This window comes from Solibacillus ferritrahens (assembly GCF_037027585.1).
GTDB classification, from domain to species: domain Bacteria; phylum Bacillota; class Bacilli; order Bacillales_A; family Planococcaceae; genus Solibacillus; species Solibacillus ferritrahens.
This window is the reverse complement of sequence record NZ_JAXCLE010000005.1, coordinates 133,227-160,223: the sequence shown is the minus strand read 5'-3', so window position 1 is coordinate 160,223 and position 26,997 is coordinate 133,227. Positions and strand designations below refer to the sequence as shown.

At 37.9% G+C, this 26,997-nt stretch carries 25 protein-coding genes; 5 read left to right on the top strand and 20 right to left on the bottom strand.

Annotated features, from left to right (window positions below):
- Positions 1 to 274 precede the first annotated feature (274 nt).
- The gene (locus SNE38_RS07055; RefSeq protein ID WP_336046178.1) at positions 275 to 1,921 is read left to right on the top strand and encodes a glutathione ABC transporter substrate-binding protein; all 1,647 of its coding nucleotides are present in this window, start codon (positions 275 to 277) and stop codon (positions 1,919 to 1,921) included.
- A 53-nt stretch (positions 1,922 to 1,974) separates the two neighbouring features.
- Here SNE38_RS07055 and SNE38_RS07050 read toward each other — a convergent pair whose 3' ends face one another.
- From SNE38_RS07050 to SNE38_RS06995, 12 genes are all read right to left on the bottom strand, one after another.
- Complete coding sequence (locus SNE38_RS07050; protein ID WP_336046177.1) at positions 1,975 to 2,841, bottom strand: SGNH/GDSL hydrolase family protein; 867 nt, start codon at positions 2,839 to 2,841, stop codon at positions 1,975 to 1,977.
- A 21-nt stretch (positions 2,842 to 2,862) separates the two neighbouring features.
- On the bottom strand, positions 2,863 to 4,092 hold the full coding sequence (locus tag SNE38_RS07045) for an aminopeptidase (protein ID WP_336046176.1): 1,230 nt from the start codon (positions 4,090 to 4,092) through the stop codon (positions 2,863 to 2,865).
- Positions 4,093 to 4,095: 3 nt separating this feature from the next.
- Positions 4,096 to 5,328, bottom strand: coding sequence for a DEAD/DEAH box helicase (locus SNE38_RS07040; protein WP_336046175.1), 1,233 nt, complete (start codon positions 5,326 to 5,328; stop codon positions 4,096 to 4,098).
- Positions 5,329 to 5,782: 454 nt separating this feature from the next.
- Positions 5,783 to 6,964, bottom strand: coding sequence for an acetyl-CoA C-acetyltransferase (locus SNE38_RS07035; RefSeq protein ID WP_336046174.1), 1,182 nt, complete (start codon positions 6,962 to 6,964; stop codon positions 5,783 to 5,785).
- 22 nt (positions 6,965 to 6,986) lie between these two features.
- A complete protein-coding gene (locus SNE38_RS07030; protein WP_336046173.1) occupies positions 6,987 to 8,129 on the bottom strand; it encodes an acyl-CoA dehydrogenase family protein in 1,143 nt (380 codons plus the stop codon).
- A 162-nt stretch (positions 8,130 to 8,291) separates the two neighbouring features.
- A complete protein-coding gene (murQ, locus tag SNE38_RS07025) occupies positions 8,292 to 9,197 on the bottom strand; it encodes an N-acetylmuramic acid 6-phosphate etherase (RefSeq protein ID WP_336046172.1) in 906 nt (301 codons plus the stop codon).
- On the bottom strand, positions 9,194 to 10,171 hold the full coding sequence (locus SNE38_RS07020) for an N-acetylglucosamine kinase (RefSeq protein ID WP_191704739.1): 978 nt from the start codon (positions 10,169 to 10,171) through the stop codon (positions 9,194 to 9,196). The genes murQ and SNE38_RS07020 overlap by 4 nt, the downstream gene beginning before the upstream one ends.
- Before the next feature lie 4 nt (positions 10,172 to 10,175).
- On the bottom strand, positions 10,176 to 11,216 hold the full coding sequence (locus SNE38_RS07015; protein WP_336046171.1) for a serine hydrolase domain-containing protein: 1,041 nt from the start codon (positions 11,214 to 11,216) through the stop codon (positions 10,176 to 10,178).
- A 10-nt stretch (positions 11,217 to 11,226) separates the two neighbouring features.
- Positions 11,227 to 12,051 carry a carbohydrate ABC transporter permease gene (locus SNE38_RS07010; RefSeq protein WP_336046170.1) on the bottom strand — a complete coding sequence of 275 codons (825 nt, stop codon included), beginning with the start codon at positions 12,049 to 12,051 and terminating at the stop codon, positions 11,227 to 11,229.
- A gap of 14 nt (positions 12,052 to 12,065) precedes the next feature.
- Entirely contained in the window at positions 12,066 to 12,959 is an 894-nt protein-coding gene (locus SNE38_RS07005) for a carbohydrate ABC transporter permease (protein WP_191704742.1), read from the bottom strand.
- Positions 12,960 to 13,055: 96 nt separating this feature from the next.
- Positions 13,056 to 14,459 carry an ABC transporter substrate-binding protein gene (locus tag SNE38_RS07000; protein WP_191704743.1) on the bottom strand — a complete coding sequence of 468 codons (1,404 nt, stop codon included), beginning with the start codon at positions 14,457 to 14,459 and terminating at the stop codon, positions 13,056 to 13,058.
- Between the two features lie 57 nt (positions 14,460 to 14,516).
- Positions 14,517 to 15,368, bottom strand: a complete 852-nt coding sequence (locus SNE38_RS06995) for a MurR/RpiR family transcriptional regulator (RefSeq protein ID WP_336046169.1) — start codon at positions 15,366 to 15,368, stop codon at positions 14,517 to 14,519.
- A 205-nt stretch (positions 15,369 to 15,573) separates the two neighbouring features.
- Here SNE38_RS06995 and SNE38_RS06990 point away from each other — a divergent pair, with 205 nt between their 5' ends.
- Positions 15,574 to 16,149: a metallophosphoesterase family protein gene (locus SNE38_RS06990; RefSeq protein ID WP_336046168.1), complete on the top strand. Its 576-nt coding sequence runs from the start codon at positions 15,574 to 15,576 to the stop codon at positions 16,147 to 16,149.
- Between the two features lie 232 nt (positions 16,150 to 16,381).
- On the opposite strand, the gene SNE38_RS06985 is transcribed toward SNE38_RS06990, so the two are convergent.
- The 4 genes from SNE38_RS06985 to SNE38_RS06970 form a co-directional block, all read right to left on the bottom strand.
- A complete protein-coding gene (locus SNE38_RS06985; protein ID WP_191704746.1) occupies positions 16,382 to 17,278 on the bottom strand; it encodes a radical SAM/SPASM domain-containing protein in 897 nt (298 codons plus the stop codon).
- A gap of 216 nt (positions 17,279 to 17,494) precedes the next feature.
- A complete protein-coding gene (locus SNE38_RS06980) occupies positions 17,495 to 17,992 on the bottom strand; it encodes a YehS family protein (RefSeq protein WP_191704747.1) in 498 nt (165 codons plus the stop codon).
- Positions 17,993 to 18,081: 89 nt separating this feature from the next.
- On the bottom strand, positions 18,082 to 18,297 hold the full coding sequence (locus SNE38_RS06975; protein WP_336046167.1) for a hypothetical protein: 216 nt from the start codon (positions 18,295 to 18,297) through the stop codon (positions 18,082 to 18,084).
- Between the two features lie 20 nt (positions 18,298 to 18,317).
- Positions 18,318 to 19,805, bottom strand: a complete 1,488-nt coding sequence (locus SNE38_RS06970; RefSeq protein ID WP_336046166.1) for a class I adenylate-forming enzyme family protein — start codon at positions 19,803 to 19,805, stop codon at positions 18,318 to 18,320.
- Between the two features lie 223 nt (positions 19,806 to 20,028).
- On the opposite strand from SNE38_RS06970, the gene SNE38_RS06965 reads away from it, so the two are divergent.
- Positions 20,029 to 20,256 carry a DUF1540 domain-containing protein gene (locus tag SNE38_RS06965; RefSeq protein WP_191704750.1) on the top strand — a complete coding sequence of 76 codons (228 nt, stop codon included), beginning with the start codon at positions 20,029 to 20,031 and terminating at the stop codon, positions 20,254 to 20,256.
- A 43-nt stretch (positions 20,257 to 20,299) separates the two neighbouring features.
- On the opposite strand, the gene SNE38_RS06960 is transcribed toward SNE38_RS06965, so the two are convergent.
- The gene (locus tag SNE38_RS06960) at positions 20,300 to 20,530 is read right to left on the bottom strand and encodes a hypothetical protein (protein ID WP_191704751.1); all 231 of its coding nucleotides are present in this window, start codon (positions 20,528 to 20,530) and stop codon (positions 20,300 to 20,302) included.
- Between the two features lie 77 nt (positions 20,531 to 20,607).
- Positions 20,608 to 21,855, bottom strand: a complete 1,248-nt coding sequence (locus SNE38_RS06955) for an MFS transporter (protein WP_336046199.1) — start codon at positions 21,853 to 21,855, stop codon at positions 20,608 to 20,610.
- Between the two features lie 294 nt (positions 21,856 to 22,149).
- On the opposite strand from SNE38_RS06955, the gene SNE38_RS06950 reads away from it, so the two are divergent.
- Positions 22,150 to 22,656: a DUF3298 and DUF4163 domain-containing protein gene (locus SNE38_RS06950; protein ID WP_191704752.1), complete on the top strand. Its 507-nt coding sequence runs from the start codon at positions 22,150 to 22,152 to the stop codon at positions 22,654 to 22,656.
- Between the two features lie 143 nt (positions 22,657 to 22,799).
- The gene (locus SNE38_RS06945; RefSeq protein WP_191704753.1) at positions 22,800 to 23,441 is read left to right on the top strand and encodes a cupin domain-containing protein; all 642 of its coding nucleotides are present in this window, start codon (positions 22,800 to 22,802) and stop codon (positions 23,439 to 23,441) included.
- Between the two features lie 404 nt (positions 23,442 to 23,845).
- Here SNE38_RS06945 and SNE38_RS06940 read toward each other — a convergent pair whose 3' ends face one another.
- Positions 23,846 to 25,465: a multicopper oxidase family protein gene (locus tag SNE38_RS06940; RefSeq protein ID WP_191704754.1), complete on the bottom strand. Its 1,620-nt coding sequence runs from the start codon at positions 25,463 to 25,465 to the stop codon at positions 23,846 to 23,848.
- Between the two features lie 93 nt (positions 25,466 to 25,558).
- Positions 25,559 to 26,950, bottom strand: coding sequence for a hypothetical protein (locus SNE38_RS06935; protein WP_191704755.1), 1,392 nt, complete (start codon positions 26,948 to 26,950; stop codon positions 25,559 to 25,561).
- Positions 26,951 to 26,997: the final 47 nt, after the last annotated feature.

The window sequence follows — 26,997 nt, the reverse complement described above, 5'->3', positions numbered from 1 at the left end:
TATTATTTTTATATTTTTTAACAATTTGATTATATCAACATAGTATACTTTTTTAATCCAAATTATGACTAACGCTTACAGCCATAAGACCTACATCAATTTACTGAATTGTTTAACATTATCATGAAATACTTTATCATGTCCCGATTTTCTCCTTTAACTATTTTTTATCTTTTTTGGATATTGATGCTTTGTACTCATATGTGCTATTCTATTTAAAGAAATTACATTTTTGTAATATTCTAAAATAATATTAAATGGGGGGACTTCCATCATGTCATTTTCTAAAAAGTCGCTATGGATGCTACTTCTTACATTTACACTTGCCCTTGTGTTAGCTGCATGTGCTGGTGGAGATGATTCAGAAGATACATCAAAAGGCGAGGACACTGGAACTGAAACAAATACAGACTCTAGTACGAACGATGATGCAGCTTCAGAAGGTGGCGGTGATTTAATTATCGCTGAATTATCTGATGCTCAATCACTAGACCCACACGGATCAAACGATGTTTCTTCGTCAAATGTACAATCTAACATTTATGAAACATTAGTAAATCGTGATGCTAACGGAGAATTAGTTCCTGGTTTAGCAGAATCTTGGACTCAAGTTGATGACTTAACATGGGAATTCAAGCTTAAGCAAGGTGTTACTTTCCATGACGGCGAAGCTTTCAATGCTGAAGCTGTAAAAGCTTCTTTCGACCGAGTTTTAGATGAAAAAGTTGCGTCACCACGTGCTTTCTTATTTGAAATGGTTACAGAAGTAAAAGTAATTGATGATTCAACAGTTCAATTCGTAACTGAATACCCATTCTCACCATTACTTGCACACTTAACGCACAATGGTGGTGGTATCATTTCACCAAAAGCAATTGCTGATGACTATGCTGCAATGGAAGCTGATTCTTCTGTAGCTGCTGGTTCAGTAATCGGTACAAATCCAGTAGGTACTGGTCCATTCAAATTCGTTTCTTGGACTCCAGGTACTGAAGTAAAATTAGAAAAGTTCGCTGACTATGCAGGAACTCCTGCACACGTTGATACGGTAACATTTAAAGTAGTACCAGAAGGCGCTACTCGTGTTGCTGAATTACAATCAGGTTACGCTCACATTATCGGTGCCGTTGAGCCTAGCCAAGTAGCAAACGTAAATGGTTCTGACGGCGTTTCAGTTTTAGAAACTCCATCGTCTTCTTTAACTTATGTAGGTTTCAATACACAAAAAGCACCATTTGATAACGAAAAAGTACGTCAGGCGATTTCAAAAGCAATCGACCGTGTTACTTTAATCGATGGTATTTATGAAGGATACGGTATTCCAGCGATTTCTCCATTATCTCCTGGTATTTTCGGATACACTGAAGATGTAACATCAATGGCTTACAACTTAGACGAAGCGAAAGCTTTACTAGCTGAAGCTGGTTATGCAGATGGCTTCTCAACAACAATTTGGACGAATGATAACCCAGCTCGTCAAAATGTTGCGATCGTATTACAAGAAGGCTTAAAACAATTAAACATCGATGTTAAGATCGAAGTTTTAGAGTGGGGCGCGTACTTAGAGAAAACAGCTGCTGGTGAGCACGATATGTTCATCTTAGGTTGGTCTAATGCTACTGCTGATGCAGACTACGGTCTATATGCATTATTCCACTCTTCACAACATGGTGACCCAGGTAACCGTTCATTCTACTCAAGCGAAAAAGTGGATGAGTTATTAGATAAAGGTCGTCGCGAAGCAGACCCAGCTGCACGTGAAGCAATCTATAAAGAAGCGTTACAACTTATTTCAGACGAGTCGCCAATGGCATTCGTATTACACCCATATACATTAACAGGTGTATCTGATAAAGTTTCTGGCTTCAATGTAGGAACTGACAGCATTTACCAATTACGTGACGTTAAAATTAGCGAGTAATTGAACAGTAAAAAAGCATTCCTTCAAGAATTTCTTGTCGGAATGCTTTTTATTTATACATATATAGGTGTTGGTTTATCAGGATAATGCAGGGGCATAAATTGCCCTTCCTCTCCTGGTAATACAGTTTGCTGCATCTGCAACATTTCTTCAAATGTTTTCGGATTTGGTGCAGGCATTGCGTCTATAGGTAACGAAAGAAAATCAATTCCGCTATATTTCTTTAGCATTTCATTAGCCATTATACGGTAACCAAGCTGATTCGGATGAATATCCTGAATGCTAGGTAAATAATCCGCTTGCCCTGAATTAAAAGCTTCAAAAACATCAACAAATACATATCCGGCTTGCTCTGTCTCCTGCTTTAAAATTCCATTTAATAACTTTACTGCCTTTTCTGCACCTTGTTTTTGCTCCTCATGAAGGCTCACATAAGGAAAATAATAACCAAGCACATAAATTTCAGCGTTAGGTGCTTTTTCTTTTGTTAACGAAAGGAGTTCTTTCATTTGAATCCGCACTTCATTTAATGCAAAGTCCGCACTTAGCTGGGAAAAGGCAATAGTACCTTGCTCCGGATTATGCGCTATAAGAGGGAGTAAATTATTGGCCCCCGCAGAAATAGTAATCAATGTCGCCTCATTTAGTAACTGTTCTGCTTTATCAGATTGAACTGTTTCAATGACATTTTCAACACGATAACCCGGAAAAGTAAGCTCTTTTGAAAAATGAGCAAGTTTTCCGTTGCGCATGAGCTGTAAAGCAATAAAATCCGTATAGCCCGCATCGATTTCACTGTATGGCGTTTGTCCTGCTGCTAATGAATCTCCAAGCGCTATATACACTTCCCGTTCATCGGCCAATGTTGCAGTTGGAAATAAGACGACACAAAAAATAATGCTAAGTATTATTTTCCGCATTTACTCACCCCACTTCTATATTTAGAATGCCCAGTTTCCTTTTCTGAAAATCGGTTCTTCTGAGCCATCCGCTAAAATACCGTCTATATCCATTTCAGCGCTTCCGATCATAAAATCTTCATGTGTAATCGATGTATTAATACCTAACGATTCTAGCTGGCCTTTTTCTAGCTCCTTGCCACCTTCATAACAAGTTGGATATGCTTCACCAATCGCTAAATGATTAGATGCATTCTCATCAAATAATGTGTTGTAATATAAAATATTTGATGCTGAAATTGGTGATTCATGTGGTACTAATGCCACTTCCCCTAAATAAGTAGAACCTTCATCTGAAGCGATAAGCTGCTGCAGTAATTTCTGACCCACTTTTGCCTCAGCACTCACAATTTTTCCTTTTTCAAAAGTAAGCTTAAATTCATCAATAATATTTCCTTTATAAACAAGCGGTTTTGTATTTGATACGTATCCATTTACCCCATATTTTGCAGGTAGTGTAAATACTTCTTCTGTCGGCATATTCGCAATAAATGTTGTACCGTCCGGAGATTCACTACTACCACTTTTCCATAAATGCTTTTCGGGTAATTCAATTGTTAAATCTGTACCTGGTGCCAAGTAGTGTAATTTAGCATATTTCTTAGCATTTAGCTGTGCTGCACGTGCATGTAAAGTTTCAATATGATTTTTCCAGTTTTCAACCGCATTACCATCACCAATACGCACAGTTTTAAAAATGGCATCCCATAATGCCGGTACTTGTTCTTGCTCAGCTAAATCAGGGAAGACTTTAGCCGCCCATTTTGGAGAAGGGACTGCAATAATTGACCATGCGATATCATCATTCATAACTGCTTTACGATAGTTGACAAGCGCTGTACCTGCTGCCTTCTGCTGAGCACCGATTTTCTCCGATTCTATACCCGCCAGTAAATCGGGATTTTCTGCATCAATCCAAAGAAGTGCGCCTTTACGTTCGATTAATTCCTCGCGTTGTGCAACGACCCATTTAGGAAAATTAGCTGTCTCTTCAACAGTAACATTTTCAAAATAGGCACGTTCAAAGCTTGCATCTGTTAAATTTACATGGACACGACTTGCGCCTGCCTCATATGCTTTTTTCACAACAATTCGTGTGAAATCCAATGTATCTGTTGATGTATTAATTAATAAGTATTGTCCTCTTTGAACATTTACTCCGATACGAACAGCTAAATCTGCATATTGCTCTAACTTCTCTTGGAATGTCATGAATTATTTCTCCTTTTTCTTACTGAAAGTCATACCATTTTTATTTGTCTTTGGCTGATAAGACTTTTTCTCTGTTGCTTTCTTTACTTCGGGAGCCGCTTTTGATGAAACTGTTTTTGCATTTCCCTCCACAAGCTGCCCTTGAGTCCATACTTTTTGAACACCTTTTAATGAAAGATCACGCAACCATTTTTTGAAAGTCTTTTCATCTTTATAAGATAATAATGTTAATACTTCTCCATCTGCTCCTGCACGACCTGTACGGCCCGAACGATGTGTATACTGCTCAATTATACGTGGAACGTCGACATGAATAACATGTGTTAATCCTGAAATATCTAAACCTCGTGCCGCAATATCTGTTGCAATTAAAATGCGCGCTTCCCCTTTTCTGAAAGCATCCAACGCTTTTTTACGTTCGTCTTTTTTCATATCTGAATGAAGTGCTACAATTGGTGCATCGCGATATTCCAACTTGTTTTGTTTCATTAATACTTGGTCAATATTATTGACGAATGCCAACCCGCGCAGTCCTTCAATATTAGCAAGACGGCGAAGCATCTCTGTTTTGTCTCGTTCCTCTACTTTTACAAAGGAGTGAACTACTTTACCGAACTTCACCATATCTTCAGGCTTAATTTCTATGCTGACTGGCTCGAACATTAAGCGTTCTGCTACAAGCTTTATTTCTTCTGTAATCGTTGCAGATACTACAACGACTTGACGACCGAATGCCGCATTTTCTATAAATGATTTTACGACAACGCGGTATTCACGACTTAATAGCTGATCGCATTCATCTAAAACAATTGTTTCTATTTCTCTAAGCTTTAATTTACCTTGGCGAGCCAATTCATTTAAGCGACCTGGTGTCCCGACAACAATCGTTGGCTTTTTCTTTAATTTTTCAATTTGACGAGCTGAGTTTGCCCCACCGATCAACTGTTGGACAGTAATATCTGTTCCAACTGTCCAATCACGGATAACTTCAACAATTTGCATTGCAAGCTCTTGTGATGGTGCTACGATCAACGCTTGGGTTTGTTTCTTTTTTCCGTCAACTTTATTTAAAATAGGTAATGTGTAGGCTAATGTTTTTCCTGAGCCTGTTGGGGATTCTGCTACGATATCTTTCCCTTCAACCATCGCTGGAATCATTTCGTCCTGAATTTTCATTGTCGTTTCAAACGACCATTTATTTTGAAGTGTTTCGTTTAATAAACTGATTGCTGACATATTGTTTTACCACCTTTTATTCGTTGGCTTTAGTGTAACATATTCCGCAATTAATGCGTAAAATTTGGCGGAATGTGATTTGGTTGTTTACAGCAAAAAAAGTAAGGTTTGTGTCAAATTAAAATCGTTTTGAATTTTTCGTAATAAAGTTCAAATGAAAGAATCTATTTCGGTATGCTACCCTTTGTGTCTCATCTTTAGAAACTTGGGGTGAAAAAGTTGCAAGGATTTCTAATATAATCTGAAATCGTCTAATATATTTTTATTTGTTCTAATAAAATTGCGATTTTCTAATATGTCCTTTCGTTGTGCTAATAAAGGTTCGCTTTGTTCTAAAATCCCCTTTCACTTTTCTAATACCGGCCCGACTTTTTCTAATATCCCGCATTATTGTTCTAATAAAAACATACAACAAAAAAGCATGCCGGAAACTTTCTCCTAGCATGCCAAGTTTCTATACTCTTTCGATAATTAAAGCAATTCCTTGTCCGCCACCGATACAAAGGCTGGCAACCGCATACTTCCCATTTCGTCGTTGCAGTTCATATGCAGCGGATAAGATGATTCTTGTACCACTTGCACCTACTGGGTGACCGAGTGCGATTGCACCACCATTTACATTCGTTTTCTCACGGTTCAGTCCAAGTTCCTTTTCTACTGCGATATATTGGGCTGCAAATGCTTCATTAATTTCAACTAAATCCATGTCCTCAATTGTTAAGTTCGCACGCTCCAATGCTTGACGAATTGCCGGAGCCGGACCGATTCCCATAATCGACGGATCAACACCCGCTATTCCCCATGATACAATGCGGGCTAACGGCTTTAGTCCTTGTCCATTTACAAAATCTTCACTTGCGACAACGACAGATGCTGCCCCGTCATTAATGCCGGAAGCATTCGCTGCTGTCACGGTTCCGTCCTTTTTAAATGCAGGACGTAACTTTGCCAAGCTCTCCCGTGTGCCGCCTTCTTTAATATGTTCATCCTGATCTATTAAAATCTCGCCTTTTCTCGTAGCTACAGCAACCGGCACGATCTCTTTTGCAAAAGTGCCGTCCTTACGTGCTTTTGCGGCACGTTCATTTGAAAGAAGGGCGAATGCATCTTGCTCCTCGCGAGAAATTGTATACTGTTCAGCCAGCTTTTCTGCCGTCAAGCCCATTCCTGAACCTGTATACTGGTCTGTTAATGTTGCTTGAAGCATATCTGTAAACTCCAGGTTGCCTAGTTTCGAACCGCTAAAGCGTTGTTCGAAGTTCGAATATGGCGATTGGGACATATTTTCTGCTCCCCCAGCCAATACTACATTTCCTTCACCTAGCTGTATCATTTGTGCAGCAGATATAACCGATTGCATACCTGATCCACATAAACGATTCACAGTTAAAGCTGGTACTTCTTTAGGAACACCTGCGTAAAGTCCAATATGTCGAGCTAAATAGGCTGAATTGGAACCAGTTGTAATGACACCCCCGTAAATTACATGGTCGACTTGTTCAGGCTGTACATTTGCCCGCTTTAACGCTTCCACTGCAGTTTTTGTACCAAGCTGTACTGCATCTGTTGTTGCAAAGGAACCCCCAAAAGCTGTAAATGCAGTACGAGCCCCGTCTACGATATATACGTTTTTCATAATTCTATCCCCTTTGTAAGTACTATTTTAAAATTTGTTTTGCGATAATCCCCTTCATAATTTCCGTTGTTCCCGCATAAATCGCTGCTACCGGAATATCTCGATAACGTCTCGCGATTTCGTATTCTTCCATATATCCATATCCTCCATGTAACTGTAGGCAATCCGCTACGACACGCTTTGCCATTTCACTAATCCACCACTTTGCCATTGAGACTTCCTTCACAATTTCTTTACCAGCAATATGTTTTTCGATTAAATTGTCGACATATGTACGTCCAAGCTCAATTTCCGTCGCCATTTCCGCTAATTTAAATTGTGTGTTTTGGAAATCTGCAATACGACTCCCGAATGCTTTACGTTCTTTTACATAATCTACCGTTAGCTGTAAACAACATTCAGCTTCAATTTGAGTTTCAATAGCTACAATTAATCGTTCCTGCTGCAGTTTTTCCATTAAATAATAGAAGCCCCGGTTTTCTTCCCCTAATAAGTTTTCTACCGGTACACGCACATCTTCAAAAATAAGCTCTCCTGTATCTGCACTGTGCATTCCGATTTTATCGAGTTTTTTTCCACGTTTAAAACCAGGTGTACCATTCTCTACAATAAGCAGACTAACCCCTTTATATGCCGGGCTAGCCTTTTGGTTTGTTTTACAAACAACGACTACATAATCTGCATGGATCCCGTTCGTAATAAATGTCTTTTCTCCATTTAAAATATAGACATCCCCATCTTTTTTAGCGGTCGTTTGAATCCCCGCGAGGTCGGAGCCTGCTCCCGGTTCTGTCATTGCAATAGCCGAAATATACTCACCTGTAACACTTTTAGGAAGCCATTTTTCTTTTTGCGTAGTTGTTCCATATGATTCGATATATGGTGTCACAATATCAGAATGAAGTGAAATCCCACTCGCAAGTCCTGCTCCTACACGTTCTAGCTCCTCCGTTAATATAGCGGAATAGCCAAAATCCAGTCCAAGTCCTCCGTATTTCTCGCTCACCATCGGACATAAAAAGCCATTCTCCCCGAGCTTCAACCAAAACTCACGCGGAATATCCCGATCCTTCTCCCATTGTTCAAAATAAGGATATGCCTCTTTATCCAGCATTTTGCGTAAAGCTTTTCTAAACATCTCATGCTCTTCTGTAGAAATGCCCATCTCCCCGCCCCCTTTGTTTTTTCTGAATATTAGTACATTTTAATATTAACAGGCACAAAAAATGGAAACAATGGTTTTATAAGAAATATTATTGCACTATACAGAAATTCTAAGCGAAAAATCAAAAAGAGTTGCCAGAATTATTCATGACAACTCTCGTTATTAACTATTGTTTAAAAGTAAAATAGCCTTTCTTGTATGGCCGTTTACTTGTTCCAATGCAAGTTTTACTCGTTCATAATTTTGATTTGTTTTTAGCATGACAATTGCCGGCTTTACAGCGAATTTCGTTTTTCCAAGCACCTCTTCTGCTTCCTCATATTTGCAGTCCGTTGCAGAAACAACAATTCTTTTAGCCCGCTCTTTTAATTTTTTATTGCTAGCATTTACATCGACCATTAAGTTTTCATACACTTTACCTAATTGCACCATTGATGCCGTGCTGATCATATTTAAAATCATTTTATGTGATGTAGCAGCTTTTAATCGTGTTGAGCCTGTTAAAATTTCGGGTCCGACGACAACCTCAATTGCTTCTTCCGCATAGCGACTTACTTCAGATTTAACATTGCTCGTCAAACTTACCGTAAAAGCTCCGACAGATTGGGCATATTCTAAAGCCCCCATTACAAATGGTGTCGTACCACTTGCCGTAATACCGATAACGGAATCGAACGGCGTAATGTTTTTCCCCTTTAATTTGTTCATCCCATCTTCCAAACGATCTTCAGCATTTTCAACTGCCTGAAAAAAAGCATCCTTTCCACCTGCCATTACCGTTTGCACAAGCTCCGGGTCAGTCATAAAAGTAGGAGGACATTCAGATGCATCAAGCATACCTAAACGACCACTAGTCCCCGCCCCGATATAAAACAGGCGCCCTCCATTTCTTAAATTTTCAACCACTTTTTTAATTACTTTCTCAATGGTAGGTAAAACTCGTTCGACACTATTCACAACCTGCATATCCTCTTTATTCATTATTTGAAGTACGTCCGAGATGGGCATAACATCCAAATTCATTGTTTCATTATTCCTTTTTTCAGTTGTTAATTGATCGTAATTCATGTTATCTCACCTTCCAATAGACGCCATGTTTGTTGAATCATTTGTTTAACCGGATCACTTACTTCAATTTTATTTTCATGTAATGCTAATAAGTAAGCTCCAACTGTCCCCGAAATTGTTGGCTTCAAAGCAATCAAGTCAGGAAATCGTGACGAAAAACGCATGTTAAACTCTTCATAAAATATATTATTCGAAAATAATCCGCCGTGTAATACTACCGGCTTTGTTCGATCGATTCGTGAGTAGGCACTTTCAATAAGTTCTAATAAAGCTTCTTGAACTGTATAAACGATGGCTTTTGCTAATGTATCTTCTTCAAAAGCGTCTAGCACAATCCTGCTCACAGAAGAAATAGCGGCTACAGGATTTGTGCTGCTATATACTTTTGTAATGAGCTGATCTGGTGATAATACATTAAAATGAGTAAGTATCTCTTTTTGAAAAAGTTTTAAAGGCATTTTGTCATCATGCGCCTTTAATACAGAACGAATGGCGAGCTTCCCTAAGTGATAGCCGCTTCCTTCGTCACCTAATAAATAGCCCCAGCCACCAACACGAAATGTGTTTTGTTGCTCATAACCAAATATAATCGCTCCGGTTCCAGCAATAAGTAAAGTACCTTCTCTGCCCCATGTTCCCGCTGCTAATGCAGCATGAATATCACTCTGAACTTTAAGTTTAGCAAGAACTGGTGATTGCAAAAACGCATCATATATTTTCTGTTGCTCAGCTTGTCGATCTGCACCTGCCATTGCAGCAAATATCGTTTCAACATCCGATAAGGCTACACCTGTCTTCATTAACAATTGGTCAATCAGATTATTTATTAGTGTGTACAACTGCTCTGTTGAAATTGCTGTTAAATTGCTGGAACTCCCTTTGGCTGCTGCAAGTAAACGTCCGCTTTCATTACCGATTACAGCAATCGTTTTAGTGCCGCCGCCATCGATTCCAATCCATAATTTCCCTGACACATGCTCACCTTACCTCTTCATTCTCAAGTGCAACTAAGTTATGAACAATTCTTCTAAACCTTTGAATTTCACAACTTCGTCCAAAATGAACGCGATTTGTTAACAATATAATTACTAATTGCTTCTCATCCGATATCCAAATTGAAGTACCCGTAAACCCTGTATGCCCAAAACCATCTCGTAAATATTGGCCGGAAAATGAAGGCGAAGAATACAATTGCCACCCTAATCCACGCTGTTCCAAATGCTGCTCTGTAAAACTCCGCTTTGCTAATTGCTTAGTATGCTCTTTAAAAATAGAATCGTTATTTTTCATAAAAGATTGAGCAAATCTCGCCAAATCCTCAGCAGTTGAAAATAATCCCGCATGCCCGCTAACTCCACCGAAATGGAGCGCATTTTCATCATGCACATCACCCCATTGATGTTTGTTTAAATAAGGTCGGTATTCAGTTGCCGCTATTTTTCCCCGCAATCGAACAGACGGATTAAATTGGGTATTTTGCATACGAAGCGGTTGAAAAATATTTTTATGGGCATAGTCCTCTAAAGAAATACCCGTAACCTTTTCTATCAGTTTCCCTAATAAAATATAGTTTACATCACTATAGATGACCTGCTGCTCTACATTTTTCCGTCCTGTTTCCTGTGCAATGCGTTCCACAATATCCTTGTTTGCTATTTGTTCTTTATAAAATTTGATTTCTGCCTGAAATCCGCTTGTATGTGTTAATAAATGTCGAATCCTAACTTCTTCATGCCTCAATATAAGCTCCGGAAAGTAGTAGCTAATAGAATCATCTAAATCAATAAAGCCCTGCTCCAGCAATAATAAAACTGAGCTTGCTGTTGCTGCTACTTTCGTTAATGAAGCACAATCAAAAATCGTATGTTCCGACATCGGGATTTGTTCTTCTATATGTGCCATACCGAATGCCTTACAATAGACTACATCCTTCGCATTTGCCACAACCAATACTGCACCCGGCAGTTCTTTGTTTTGGATTGCTGTTTCAATAAATTGGTCAACTCCTGAAAAAGACATGATCCCCCTCCTATTTGATGGCACCTTCTGTCATACCCTTTACGATATGGCGTTGGAAGAATGAGTAGAAAATGATTACCGGTATGACAGCAATACATAACCCCGCAAATAATACACCCCATGCACTATCGTATTGTGCATCGATTTTCAGTAAATTCATAGCAACACCTAACGTATTTTTACTTTCCGTTTGAAGTAAAATTAGCGCCATGAAAAATTCGTTCCAATAAGAAATGGCATTTAAAATCGTTACGGTTATAATTCCTGTCTTTATGAGTGGTGTCACAATTTTAAATAGTATGCCATATGGACTCATACCATCAACGACCGCTGCTTCTTCCAGCTCTTTAGGAATATTGCCAATGAATCCAACAAGAATGAAAATCGTAAATGGTACATGTGATATGGCATAAACAAGGGATAACGCCCACAAATTGTCTAGTAAATTAAGCTTCATCAATAGGAAAAATAGAGGAATCCAACCTAAAACAGATGGGATCATCATTGAAGCTAAATAAACATTAATTAGCACTTCACCGAATTTTGACCGCACACGCTCTAACGCATAAGCCGTTGGAATGGATAAAATGAGTGTTAAAAATGATCCAAGAACTGTTACAAAAAAACTATTTAAAAATGCACGTCCGATATTATAGTCATTCCATGCGCGCTCAAAATTTGTAAAACTAAAATCAGTAGGAAATGACCAAGGTGACGTGAAGATTTCTGCATTCGATTTAAACGCACCCATAAACATCCATATTAACGGGAAAATTACAATAAATGCCCATAGGATTAACGGGATACGTACTAAAATTTGCGAAACTACTTTCATCTAAATTCCCCCCGTTAATATTCGACTTTTTCTTTTTTCAAAATAAATTGTGACACGAGAACGGTAATGAGCGACACAACTAAGATTAGTACCCCAATCGCTGCACCATAGCCAAATTGGAAATCTTCAAAAGCGCGCTGGTATAAATAGGAGCCCATAACTTCTGAAGCACTTCCCGGTCCGCCCCCCGTCATAACTTGCACAAGTACAAATGAACCGTTAAGAGAGGTAATAATAATATAGAGAATGGATGTTTTAATTTGTGGCCAAACGAGTGGAACCGTAATATGCCAAAATTGTTGCCATTCAGATGCACCATCAATATCTGCCGCTTCATATAAACTTTTCGGCACATTCGATATACCACCCATTATAAGTAGCATAAATAATCCAATCCCTGCCCAAATGGCGGGAATCGCAATACTAGGTAGTACCCATGTTTTATCACCTAACCAAGGCCGGGCCCATTCTGTTAATCCGACTTGATTTAATAAGCTATTTACAATCCCCATATTCGGATCATAAATAAACTGCCATAAAATCCCGATAACTACTACAGACATAATATTAGGAAAGAAAAATACAATCCGGTAAAATGGCGCTTCCTTAATCTTAAGCTGCGTTAATGCCACCGCAAAAAATAGGGCGAGCGTCATGATCCCAATGACTTTTACAAATACAAAGAAAAAGTCATTTATTATCGCCTTTTTAATAATGGAGTCATTCCATAGACGAATATAATTATCTAAGCCAATAAATGTTTTGTTGGCACTTGTTCCGGACCAATCAAAAAATGAGTAATACAAACCACCTAACATAGGGTAAACAGTAAAAATTATAAATAGCAGAAAAGTCGGCAGTAAACAAAATGCTAAAAACAAATATTTACTTTTGGAAGAAAAGGTCATTAATCATTTCTCCTTTCTCTATTATTAAATAAGGTTGCTAAAAAGCTTTTAGCAACCTCATTTCCCGTAGTCACTTCTTTAGAATGTGACCGCTTCTTATTTTCTTAGTTCCTCTGCTTTTTTCACCATCTTATCGACGAATTCTTCAGCAGTAATGTCACCAAGTAGGATATCAATAATTAACAATTTAATTTCATTTGTAATTTCAACCGCTATTTTTTGCAGTTCAGCATCTGGTGTGTAACGTTTGTACGTATGAACAGCACCTGGATTGTTGATCATTTCATTTATATTTTTCAAGAAATCCTGAACATTAGTATTCGAAGACAAATCAATGTCCTTCATGTTCATAATCGCACCTGTTGATTCAGCAAATGCCTGCGCATATTCTTCCGTAAAAATGAATTCTAAAAATGCTTTTGCAGCTTCCGGATTTTGCGATTTTTCAGCAATTGCAATTGTACGAATATCCGGTACAAGCGCTAATGGCTTACCAGGGTCATTCATCGGTGTTGGTGTAAAGCCGAATTCAAAACTGTCTGGCGTATCATTTTTCATTTCATTTGGTAACCAGAAACCTACTGGAATATAAGCATTTTTATGCATTAAAAAGTTCATTTGTGATTGCGTATGATTGTAGGCAGCAAAACCGCTATCGATTACTCCTGCTTTAGCAATTTTTTCAACCTTCTTCAATACTTCAAGCGTTTCAGGTTTTTTCCAAGCCTCTACTACACCATTATTTAAGTCATTTAATAACTCTTCACCGCCTGCTGCAGCAAAAGCCGGATTCAATACGCCACGGTGGAAGTATTGTGTGTGTTGTCCTGTCGTTACAAATGGTGCAATTTTTGTATCGGCTTTAATTTTCTCCATAGAACTGATCCAGCTGTCAAAATCTGTTGGTACTTCCCATCCGTTTTCTTCAAACCACTTCGCGTCAAACCAAGTTCCCCATGTATCGAATACTAATGGTAAACTATAGATTTTCCCGCCATCAACTTCTTCTGCCGGTGAGATAAAGCTATCTAATAAAGCTGTACCATTTTCAAGTTTAATTCCTTTAGCAAATTCACTAATATCCATTAACTGACCTTCAGCGATCATTTGTGTTTCACTAGCTCCAGCACCATCGATATATACGACATCAGGTGGTGTTTCCGAAATCCAGCGTGTGTTCATCTCTGTATTAATGTTCGGACCTGCATGTTCAACAATTTTTAAATCCGGATGCTGTTTTTGGAAGTCACCTATAACTTGCTTCCACCATCCGTCACCATAGCCTCCAACAAAATATTGAATTTCCAGTGTGCCTGACAAACCATCCCCTGTATTTTCTGTAGTAGTATTATCCGATGGAGTCGTTGATTGTTCTGTATTGCCGTTTCCTTCAGTGCCGCTGTTTGATTCCTCGTCATTCGAACATGCGACGAGCAATAACATTAAACTCATTAATGCTACTAAAAACCAAGTCTGCTTTCTCTCTTTGATAACAAACATACATTACACCCCTTCATTTTCATTATGTTAACTATATGAATATAGTCAGCACCAATATTAACGAGAAAAACCCTTAATTACCTCGAGTGTTCGATTTAACGCAACAATCGATTTTTCATAGTTTAACGTGGCAATTCCTGTATATAAAATATCATTTAATGTCAGTTGTGCGATGCGTGATGCGGTTGCCGAGCTACGAATATCTGCTTCATTAGAAACAACGTATAGAGCATAGTCTGCAAAGCTTTGTATTGTATTTCGTTTATTTTGTGTCATTGTAATAACTGTTGCTTTATTCTCTTTTGCAACTGTAAGCGCATTAATAATTTCCTTCGTTTCCCCTGAGTACGAGATGGCGAAAACAACATCCTCGCACGTTGCATGTGTTGCTGCAATAAGCTGCCCATGACTATCAAATATTGTTTCGCAGTTTTTATTTATCCGCTTCAACTTATGTTCGAAATCCTGCGCAACGATCGCTGAAGCCCCGATGCCAATAAAGCTTATCTTTCTCGCGTTATTTATTTGATGAATAATTTTTTCCAATTCTCTTTCGTCATTAATCATTAGCGTTCGTTGGATTGCATCGATATTATGCATTTCAATCGTCTGTATCATTTGCATAATCGTGGAATCTTTTTCTAGTTCAAAATTGTGGTTTTGTTGGATTTCAAGAGTAGATGCTGTTGCAATACTTAGTTTTAAATCTTTAAATCCTGAAAAGTTCAATGCTCTACACATCCGTACAATTGTTGCTTCACTTGTTTTAGCTTTTTCAGCAAGCGTAGCAATCGGCATACGTATGATATCCTCTAAATGACTTAAAATATATAAAGCTACATTTCTTTCAGCAGGTTTCAGCAATTCCATCCCCGAACGTATTCTCTCAATACTATTTTCCAAATCCACTACCTACTCTCATACAAAATGTTGTAAAACTCCTTCTTTTATGTAAAATATATGAAATTTAACTTCATAATAAAACCTATATTGCTAGTCGTCAAGATTTTATTTAAATTTTCTGAAAATAAATAGGGGTAAATGTTTTATTTTATCGATTTATTGACTATTGCTATAATATTGTAGAAATTCAATTATACGGTGGTGATTCTTTATGAAGTATGCGATTTTGAGTGACTTACATTCGCATTATAAAAATACAAAAAAGGTGTTAAATCATATACAGCAAGTGGCGCCCAATGCAGAGATTATTGGCTTAGGGGATTTATTTGAGTGTAAAATCGGCAAGAAAAAAGCGAAAGGGATTCGTCATGCAAGGTTAAAAGATGCAGCGATAATTGATGATAGGTTTATGCGCCTCTTAACATTTCCTTCAATTATCGGCAACCAGGAAGAACGCATTGCTCTTGTAACAGGGGATGAGCGTTTTCTGCAATATGAAAATGCCCTTGAAATTGAGCATGCAACGTTAATTCACGGTCACCAAATAGTGTGGGATAAAACATTTAACCCTACATTTCCTCATATTGAAACGCCGTTACTATTTTTTGGTCATAGTCATGAGGCGGCGATATACAATAACGGGAAGAGACAACCTGTACCATATGACATTCCATTGTCAGTTGGACATAGGAGTTACCAAATAAATGTCGGTCCCGTTGTAGAAAATAAGGAGTGGTGCTTATACGACAGTCAAGCAATGACGGTTACATTTATGCAGGCACAATAGGAAAAAGCTCAGAATCCATATAAAACGGGTTGTTCAAATTTTACTTTGAACAACCCGTCGTTAATACACATTATGATCTTACATAAGGAGCTTTTACTTCGATTAGAATTTGTGTAAGTTTTTTTACAATATCATAAACTCACTTACGATCTATTCTTCAGTGAAATCTGTAAATTTATCACTATAATTATACTATATTTACATCTCTGTCATCAGGTTTAAAATTAGTATTTTATATGTCCGGTAACTCGGAATCCATTCCAAACTTTTGACGGAAACCACATTTTTTACATAGCTCTTCAATAGCTTCTCGGCGAGAAAAGCCATCCACTAAATTTTGTGCACGTTCAGTGTTGATAATATCCCCAAATTGCTGATTATGGACATTGCCTAAATTAATCACACCCTCGCCATCTAAACAGCAAGGAACGACAGAGCCATCCACTAAAATAGCTGCATGTGTACGCAATGCATGGCAGAACCCTTTCCCTTCATCTGCTTTTTCAAGCAAGCTTGGCCAGCGGAATTCATGATCTTGGTTTAAATAAATATTTTTTGCTATTTTTAAACCTTTGCCCATTTCTACCCGCTCTTGAATCTCAAAGTCTAATCCGTATTCATTTTCTAAAACTTCAAGTGTTTCACGGTTTCTACGGTTTGCCAGCTCTGAAACATTGTTTCGCTGTAAATTCCATAATCGGTACGAAATAATAACATTATGCTCTCGTACATCACGCACAAACTCCAAAATATCACCTAAATATTTTTCCCGGTTTTCAGAACCTTCATGTCCATCAAAGCTGTGAAGAGAAAAATTAATTTGTCTAAGTGCTGGCTTACCTAATAGTTTATCGCGGTTCTTTTTAATCAAAGTTCCGTTTGTCGTAATATTGACTTTAAAGCCTTTTTCATGGGCAATGTCGAGTAATTGACCAATTCGCGGGTGCAGTAAAGGCTCCCCTTTAACGTGCAAATAAATATATTTTGTATAGCCACTAATTTCATCTAGAATATGAGCAAATTGCTCTACCTTTATTAGACCTTTTGCTCGCTCTGTAGGTGGACAAAAGCTACAAGCTAAATTACAAACGCTTGTAATTTCGATATACACTTTCTTAAAAGTTTTCAACGCTCGTTCACCATTCCTCTTATCAATTATGATCTGCCTTTATCTTCTTCCTTATGTTTTTGTACGTCTACACTCAGAAGTAAAGTAAAGCAATACATTTCATTGTATCAAACTTCAAACATAAATAGATAGTTGATGTTTTATCTCATACTTCAAATTTCCTCTACAAATGAAAAACTGCCTAGAAAGTATTCACCTTCTAAACAGTTTATAATTTTATCCTCGATTACGAATGGACAAACCTTTTAAAAACTTGCGGGCAAAGTTATCCCCGCACTCTTTATAATTTCGGTGTCCCGGTTTACGCATAATTGCACCGAGTTCGCCTTTCGAAACAGCGATACCACCTTCATCCAGAATATCCAGCATATCTTCGGTTGTAAGCTGGCACGCTACCTTTAGTTTTTTTAAGATCATATTGTTCACATGATCTGGTTTTTCTTGTACTGGCACTGCTTGTCCTTCTTTTTTAGGCATAGGACCGCGCTTATACGTAATTAGACCATTGAAAAAGGCCTCTAAATTTTTATTGTTTACTTTCATTTGATCGTAATCAACTGGTACTTCAGCCTCTTTTTCCAAAGACTTCGTTAAAATTTTCGGCATTTCTTCTGGTGTAATCTTCACTCCGCCTAACTTAAATATCTCAATCATTTCTCTATTTTTAAAATCCAACGCGTAACGCACACGGATTAAAATATCATTATTATCCATAACTGCCTCCATAATATTTTGCTAACACCTATTATAACAGACAGAGGGGCACAGTTGTTAGTTGGACTGCTTAAATAGAAGGCTAGTTTTTATAGATGATCCGTTTCTCTACTTTCATCAATTGCTTGCTGTACCGCTTTATCGTTATCGGGGTTACCAAGAGGTCCGGACTCGTTCGTATTTTTTAGATTTTCACGAAGGCGACGACCATACTCATCATCTGCTTCTTCTGCATAACGGATCATCGTTTCCTGAATAACAGGTGCACACTTCGCTAAATCTGCTCCCACTTTTTTACGTTCCAATCAGTTAAAAGCATATCGCTTTAGGTCGTTTGCTTCGGGCGCAACGTATGCTTTAACACTTTTCCTGAAGCATTGCGTGGTAATTCCCTTAAAAAATCTACTTCGTAAGGTACTTTATATTTTGCAAGTTGAGTTGCGCAATATTCAATTACTTGTTGCTCTGTTAACTGTTTATCGGGCTTTGTCACGACATACGCTTTCGCAACTTCACCATATACATCATGTGGAACCCCAACGACTGCTGCTTCTAAAATTTCAGGAATCTGATAAAGTACTTCTTCTACTTCAATCGGATATATATTTTCACCGCCACGAATAATCATATCCTTTTTACGATCCACAATATATAAATAGCCTTCGTCATCAAAACGACCTAAATCACCTGAATGAAGCCAGCCATTTTGAATCGTATTTGCTGTTTCCTCCGGTGCAAACAAGTAACCCTTCATGACTTGCGGTCCCTTCACACAAATTTCCCCTACCTCACCTATAGGTACGATTTCACCGTTGGAATTTAGCAATTGAATTTCTGTACGAGCAAGCGGCTTTCCTACTGACCCAATTTTAATCAGTGCCGCTTCATCTAACAATGAACACGCTGCAGGTGTATTTTCGGTTTGACCGTATAAGTTTTGTACTTTTACATTTGGAAACGTATCCTTTAAACGCTTCACTAGTTCATACGGCATCGGGGCTGCACCATAACAAAACAATCGTAAATGCTCAAAATTATATGCAGCAAGCTCTGGCTTATTTAATAAAATCGTATACATAGCCGGCACACCGAAGAAAATTGTAGTCTCTGTTTCTACAAGTTTTTTTAAAGTTTTATCCGGTGAGAATGCCTCGTCAATTATAACTGTCCCGCCCTTTAAAATTGTCGGTACAGCAAAGACATGACTGCCTGCACAGTGGAATAACGGTGTGCAAATAAACATGCGATCCTGTTCATTCATCTCCATGGACTCCGACCAGATTTCTGCTGTTTCGAATACATTCCGATGACTCAGCATTACACCTTTAGGTTTTCCCGTAGTACCTGATGTGTACATGACAACAGATGTCTCTTCCAAATCCATTGTTGGTAATTCCTGTGTTTCCATTTGCGTATCAATAATCGCTTGAATTTTTTCTAGTGTTAGTACTTCGTCAAAACCAGTCAGAGGAAAGTCAATTGTCCCTTGTAATTTTTCATCATAAATGAGTACTTTTGCTTTTGAATGTTTAAAAATATACTCCACTTCAGGTGAAGCCAATTTCGTATTAACTGGCATTACCGTAAGCCCTGCAAGTTGTACACCGTAATAAATCGCCATAAACAGATTGGAATTAAGCGTAAACTGTGCAACAATATCATCTTTTTTATAGCCCTTCTTTACGAGGTAATGCGCAATTTTTAATGATTTTTCATAAAGTTCTTTATAAGTCCAAGATTCATCATGAAACATAATAGCTTTAGCTTCCGGTGTCTTTATAGATTGCTCAAATAATGATTTTGTAATCGCCATCCCATCGCTCCTTATCAAAAAAACATGTATTTTCTTGATTTTAACATTTTTTTCTATTTAAATACAGTTTTTCATTCACAAAAAACATTTGGCTAAAAGTAGCTTATTTCATTGAACATAAAAGAAGTGCAATTGGACAAATTAAATATTGAGGAATATAAAAGGATATTATAGTAAATACTCTTTTTATACTTTTTCAAAAAAATTAATAAGGAGGATATTTATGCCAACATTAGAGGTGAAATGTACTGTATCCAACTGTTTTTTCCATGCAAAGGGGAATTTTTGTGGAGCCGAAAAAATAGAAATCAATATGGATAAAGCCAGTAAGAATGAGAATACCGAGTTTGCTTCTGATTTTGACTTTGATAAACGAGAGAAAGCAAAGAATTCAAATGAAACATGCTGTCAAACATTCATTTCTAAAAAAGATGCATCAAAACACTCCTAATTTTTTAGGAAGCTGTCAACACGACAGCTTCCTTTTTAAAGTGTTAATGCGGGCCATTACGATCTAACCCAGGAACTTCATTTAATTTATATGCATTGCTATCTACTTCCAAATTTTCACTTAATGGCTTAAGTGGGACTTCATATACCGTTTGAATCTCTTTCTTTTGAGCAAGCAAAGCAAGTGCATCATTATAAGAAAGACCGGATGCTGCATTTAACCGCTTTACTTCTTCAATATCGGTGCCTGCCTCTGTATATTTTTTCTCGTCCATAAATCCACCTCCTCCTACTTTAGGATGCGCGAGGAAATAGGGTTTATGTGAACGAGATGAAATCATATAGTAATACACTAATCAGTAGCTTGCATTTCCCTAAAAAGGAACATTCCACCTAAACCAATTACTGAAAAAACAACAGGAATAATAAATCCATAGTAGTAAGCATTTTGTAACACTCCGGAACTACCTTGAACGTAATCTAATATTGTCCCTAAAAAAATCGGTAATAACACAGCACTTAAGAAACCACCTGTGTTCGCAAAGCCCGATACAATACCAGATTCTTCGAGCGGGAAAGAGCGACGAACTGCTGCAAACGTTAATGCACTTGCCCCGTATCCAAAACCGATTAGAAAGAAAAGTATAATTACCCACCAAATCGATGGATATCCTTTAAATAATAAAAAAGTAATCCAACTTGATAAGACGATTAGATGAACGGTAATATAAGGTTTTTTAATAGTATCGAACATGCTCGCAATCCAACTCATTAAAGGTGCACCTAAAATTGCACCAACAAGACCGACCATAATTAGCTGACTTGCCTCAGAACGAGTCATTCCATACATATCCATACCAAAAGGTACTGCCCATGAACTGATAAAACCGACATAACCGCCAACTACTCCAAAATGGCAGAAAAATAAAGCCCATACCTGACGATTGGAAAAAATTCTTTTTACTATTATTCCTGTTCGTTCACGAAGTACTTGCTCTTTTTCTACGACTGGTTTTATAAAAGTCTGTTTTGGGTTTTTAATAAGGACGATATAAAGAAGTAAGCCACATAAACATACGATGGCCCCTAACGAGAAAAAGGCCCCTCTCCACCCAAGTAGTTGTATCCATGCAGAAAACGGAACAGTAGCTAACAAAAAACCTAAACTACCTGTCATACCGGCAAAACCTACTAGTCGAACAAATTCCTTTTTATGAAACCACTGCCCTAATATAAGCATCATATTTACCCAAATAGTCGCGTCGCCTAATCCAGTTAAAATGCGTGATAGAAACAGTACATATTCATGTGTTCCAACACTGTAAAAAATCGTTCCAATACCTGTTATAACTGCTCCCAAAATAAGAAAGAAATTCGGTCCAAAACGATCAGCTAATATTCCCATCGGAATTTGTAAGCTTGTATAAACAAAAAATTGCACACCTGTTATAAATCCGATAGTCGTAGCGGTAATACTAAAATCGTTCATTAACTGATCCGTAATCAATCCTGGTGCGGTTCTTTGACTTGCCATAAGCAAATACGTAAGCAATACCGAAGCAAATACAATCCATCTGTACTTACTATTTTGTTTATCCAGTAGCCTCTACTCCTTTGATAAATAGCGTAAAACCCTTTTCTGACTCATTTTATGATTGGACTTAATGTAATATCTTTTTAGTTGCAGACATTTTCATAAAGTATTTAGCTTTACATATAAATAACAATATATAGGTTGTGGTTTCCAGGTTGGAGAAAAAATCATAAAGGGAGTGCAAACATTCTACAAATAGGTCCTTTGCCTATAAGTACGCTTCGTTTGGATTGTGGCAAAAACCAGGTAGTGTATTATCCGTATGTATTTTTTACTGAGAATAATTTTTGGGAAAATAAAATGAACGAGGCAATTAAAGAACAAGTGAAAAAGCTGATTTCTGAACAAGTTGGTGATATGCCGACAACAGTAGAAGAAATGCTAGGTCTTTATGAAATAAAAAACAATCAGCGACAAATATTAAGCTTATCGCTTTCCAATTATACGTATCATCAAAAGGCTGCTCACGGAATGACCTATATCAAATCATTGAACTTTGATTTAGAAAAACAGAAGATTTGTAAGTTAGAGGATTTATTTATCCCTGGCAGTGACTATATCAAACGGATTTCCAGTCTTGTAAATATTCAAATTCACGAGCGGGATATTCCCCTGCTGGATGATTTTACCGGTATTCAACCAAACCAGGATTTTTATATAGCGGATAAAACACTAGTAATCTATTTCCAGCTATACGAAATTACCCCCTATTACGTAGGCTTGCCGATGTTTCCGATTTCTGTTTTTGATTTAACCGATATTATTGATGAATCAAGTCCTCTAAGTAGGATGGCTGTTAATAATTGATATTTAATATAACTTGTATGCCTCTCATTTCTAGTGAGAGGCATATGGCTTTTTAGGCACCTTTTTAAGTACACCAAAAGAGGTAAATAAGCATAATATAACTAGAAATCCAGTTTTAAACTTATATACGAGGTGAAGAAAGAATGGCGTCATCTATAGATTACACATCTCCATCTACTCAATTCGCTTTTGACATAAATAAAAGCACATTATTTAAAAAAGACCATCAGAACTTTATAAACGTATTAGGTGTACAACAGTTAAATACATTGGATAATGTGTCCTTGCTGGATATATATTTAAGTGCCAATAATATAATTGAACCGCATTATCATCAAAATGCAGCAGAGCTCATTTATTGTATTTCTGGTGCTGTTACCGTATCTATCTTAAATCCTTTCACAAAACAGCTTCTCCATTATCCGCTTACACCCGGACAAGTGGCGAATGTTCCACAAGGTTGGTGGCATTATGAAGTAGCTACTGTTGATGACACGCATCTTTTAGCAATTTTTAATGCACCGACTCCTGAAGTAATATTAGGATCTGATTTATTAAAATTAACTCCACCCAATATCTTATCTAAAACTTATTGCATCAATGAAAATGAATGGAACCAAGCCATCAGTCCTGTGAAACCAAATACCTTTATAGGACCCTATACGGATTGCTCTAAAGAGACGCAACAAATATTCCCTCAATATTTATATCCCCAGTATCATTGCTCACAATGTGCGCCCCATAGCCAACAAATGCCTTATGTATATCAAAACTGGCATTATTGAAATCGCCACTCTTTAACGAAGCTTCCCGCAATGAAAATACTTAAAAAGGATGATGTATATCATGAGATGTTCTGATGAACAATTGGATATTAATCGCTGGGAGAATGACGGCGGAAAAAGTGTTAGTACTCTAATAAAGTTATAAACAATATTTAGGAGACTGGGACATAACCCAAAAATGCCATTCTTCTCCCTGAGAAAAATGGCATTTTTTTGCTGGCGTAAAAATTGCTTTCCATTCCGGGATGCTTTCCGCGGGCACGGCCTGAGCCTGTAGTCTCAGGCGTCGTGCTGTTCCCGCAGGAGTCGCCCTCCATTCCAATCAATTTCATAAAATATCGTTTCTTAATAAGGGTCTTTTCCTTATCCTATGAAATTACTATTTCTGTCCTATCCTCACTCTTTTAATGATCGTTAATATGAGGAGGTGTTACGGGATGTGCGTCTTTAATGACACGAATCGGGCGCATCATATCATGATCTTCATGCTCTAAAAAATGACAATGCCATATATAATCCCCCGTATGCTCCTTCCAGTGCATAATAATTTTTGTTACTTTTCCTATATCTGCTTTTACAGTATCTTTCCAGCCTCGTTCATATTCATGCGGTTCTTCCGGAGGCCCTGTAAATTGCAATTTCCCCTCTGCTACATAAAGATCTACATTAAAAGGTCTACGTTCAAGTATTTTAAATTGCACTAGATGAACATGAATCGGGTGATGGACTGCTGTAGTATTGATAAAGTTCCAAACTTCAATACTATCTAAAGCTGGTTTTTCTGTTGCGGGATCATGATACATTTTATCGCCCAATAACAACATAAGTCTGCCATAACGGTCTAACGTACTTGTTAAAGGAAGATCCCGGACCGTATGTGCATGATGCTCATGCAAATCCATTGCAGGTTCCAATAATGTCGGGATTTGACTTGTATCCTCACCCTTTAATGGCAAGTTTACATTAAATTTCATAATAACGTTCGTATGATCATCAGCAAATTCATCGTCATCATTCATTAAAATTATCTCTTCATTGGCAAAATTACTAAAATCAATAATAACATCTACCCGTTCTGCTGGGTTTAATTCAACTGAACCAATATCTACAGTGGCAGCTAAAAACCCACCATCTGTTCCGATTTGGCTTATTTTCTCATCATTGGAGAGACGCAAGTTATAGCTTCTCCGGTTTGAACCATTCAGTATGCGGAAGCGATACTTTCTTGGCTCAACATTTAATAAAGGCCATACCTTTCCATTAACGAGTATCGTATTACCGACATAGCCTAACGTGACAGTCGGGTTTGGCAATGGAAGCTGGTCAGGAACGGGAAGGGGAAATGGTGGATCTAGTTCTGTAGGGTAAAAAATAGAACCATCTTCATTGAAAGATTTATCCTGAATGAGTAAAGGAATTTCGTAATTCCCCTTTGGCAGTTGTAGACGTTCTTCCGAGGAATCACGAAGCAAATAAAAACCAGCAAGACCCGCAACGACATTCAATCGAGTAAGCCCCATTGCATGGTCATGATACCACAATGTTGTACCAGGCTGGTGGTTTGTATATTCGTGTACTTCCTGTTTAAAGGTTGGACCTGTAGCTGCGTAATTTTTCGTATACCATGCCTCAGGGTGACCGTCGCTTGCAGAAGCAACATTCGCTCCATGCAAATGAACAACGGTCCGTACTTCGGCGGAATTGTTTACGCCATGCAAACTATAGTCAATCGGCAAGAAATGTTTTTCCGGAAGTCTATTCAAATATTTCACATATGTCGTGTAGTCTTTTTTCGCTTCAATCGTCGGCCCCGGAACAATGCCATCATATCCCCACACCTCGGTAAAAGGAAAGTTTTTGTGGAATCGATGCTTTGACTTTAGCATTTGTATTTCATAATAGGAATTTGCCGGATAATTTTTATTTGCTCTCGGTCTTGCAGTAGGCGGTTTTACTAATTTATCTATAAATTTGGGTATTGTATTTGGATCAGCTGGGTTAACAGGCTGTTCACTAAAATTCAAAATATACCATCCTTCTTTACTAATTTCATATAGTTTATTCTTCACTTCATTTAGGCGTTCCTTCAATATCCGTTTTCATAAGCTTCAGGCAAATTAAATAATAAACATCGCCACAATTGTCGTAACAATTAACCCCACTACTACAGGTACAAGATTTCGGCGAGCGAGCTCAAATGGGCTAACGTTACAAATTGCCGCTGCAGGAATAAGCGCCCAAGGAACTAGTGTACCGCCACCTACCCAAATAGCTGCAATTTGTCCAAGTGCCGTCAAAGTTGCAGTTCCTTCACCAATCGCCGTACCAAATAAACTTCCGATTGACCCTACAAGTGAAATCCCTGAAAACCCTGAACCATCGAGCCCCGTAATTGCCCCTACCCCTGTCAAAGTAATAGCAGCAATTTCTGTAGTTAATGGGACAATTGCCGCTAACCCCATACCCAAATCATTGACTATGCCATGTGAGGATTCGGGTAAGTGATCTCCTATAATTGTAAGAAATCCTGCATCCCCTAAATAGAAAAATGCCGCAATTGGGATTACCGGACCAAATACTTTAAATCCAAACTGAAACCCTTTAATAAAATATTCGGTCGTTTGATCGAGCCCTTTCTTTCTGTAGGCTACAACACAAAGAAGGAGCAATATAAATACAGAAGTTCCTCCCACTAAAGCAGTCGCATCTCCGCCTTGTAGATTAAAAAGAGACATTGCCACAACGTCGAGTAAAAATGCAACCGGAATTAAAAGGGCAAAGATTTTTTTCTGTCTCATCGACAGTAAATTATCAGGTTTTTCCTGTTCTGTGCTGTTATCATACGTTCCTACCAATGGAATATTTCCTCGTTTCATATCCCGTTTTAAAAGATAGAACGCCACTGCAGTCGTCACAACACCCATTGTTATAACAAGTGGGATACTCGCCGTGACCACATCTCCTACCGGAATTCCTGCTGCATCGGCAGTCAATTTCGGTGCACCTTGGATAATGAAATCACTGGACAGCGCAATACCATGACCGAATAAGTTCATCGCCATTGCCACCCCAAGTGCTGGAAGTCCAGCTCGGATAGCTACCGGTAACAGAACGGCTCCGAGGAGGGCAACAGCGGGTGAAGGCCAGAAAAACCATGAAATGACCATCATTAATATACCTATAGTCCAAAACCCAAGTGTCGGATTTTTTATAATTTTTGTAAATGGTGCGATCATTACTTCATTAATACCTGTTTTTGTAAGCACCCGACTCATCGCTACGATAATAGAAATAATTAAAATAGTAGATAAAAGTTCTGTAATCGCATAAATAAAGCTGTTAAAAACCCCGCTAATAGAAGAAATGAATTCTCCTGTTGCGACGAATGCGATAACGAATATTCCTAAAATACTAATTAGTGAAGTATCGAGTCGCTTTACCATGAAAATAATAATAAGAGCTATAAATGCTACATAAATCCAGTGGAGAGCTGTTAATTCAATTCCCATACTCTTCCTCTTTTCTTTTTTATATAGCATATGGAGTGAAAAGATTA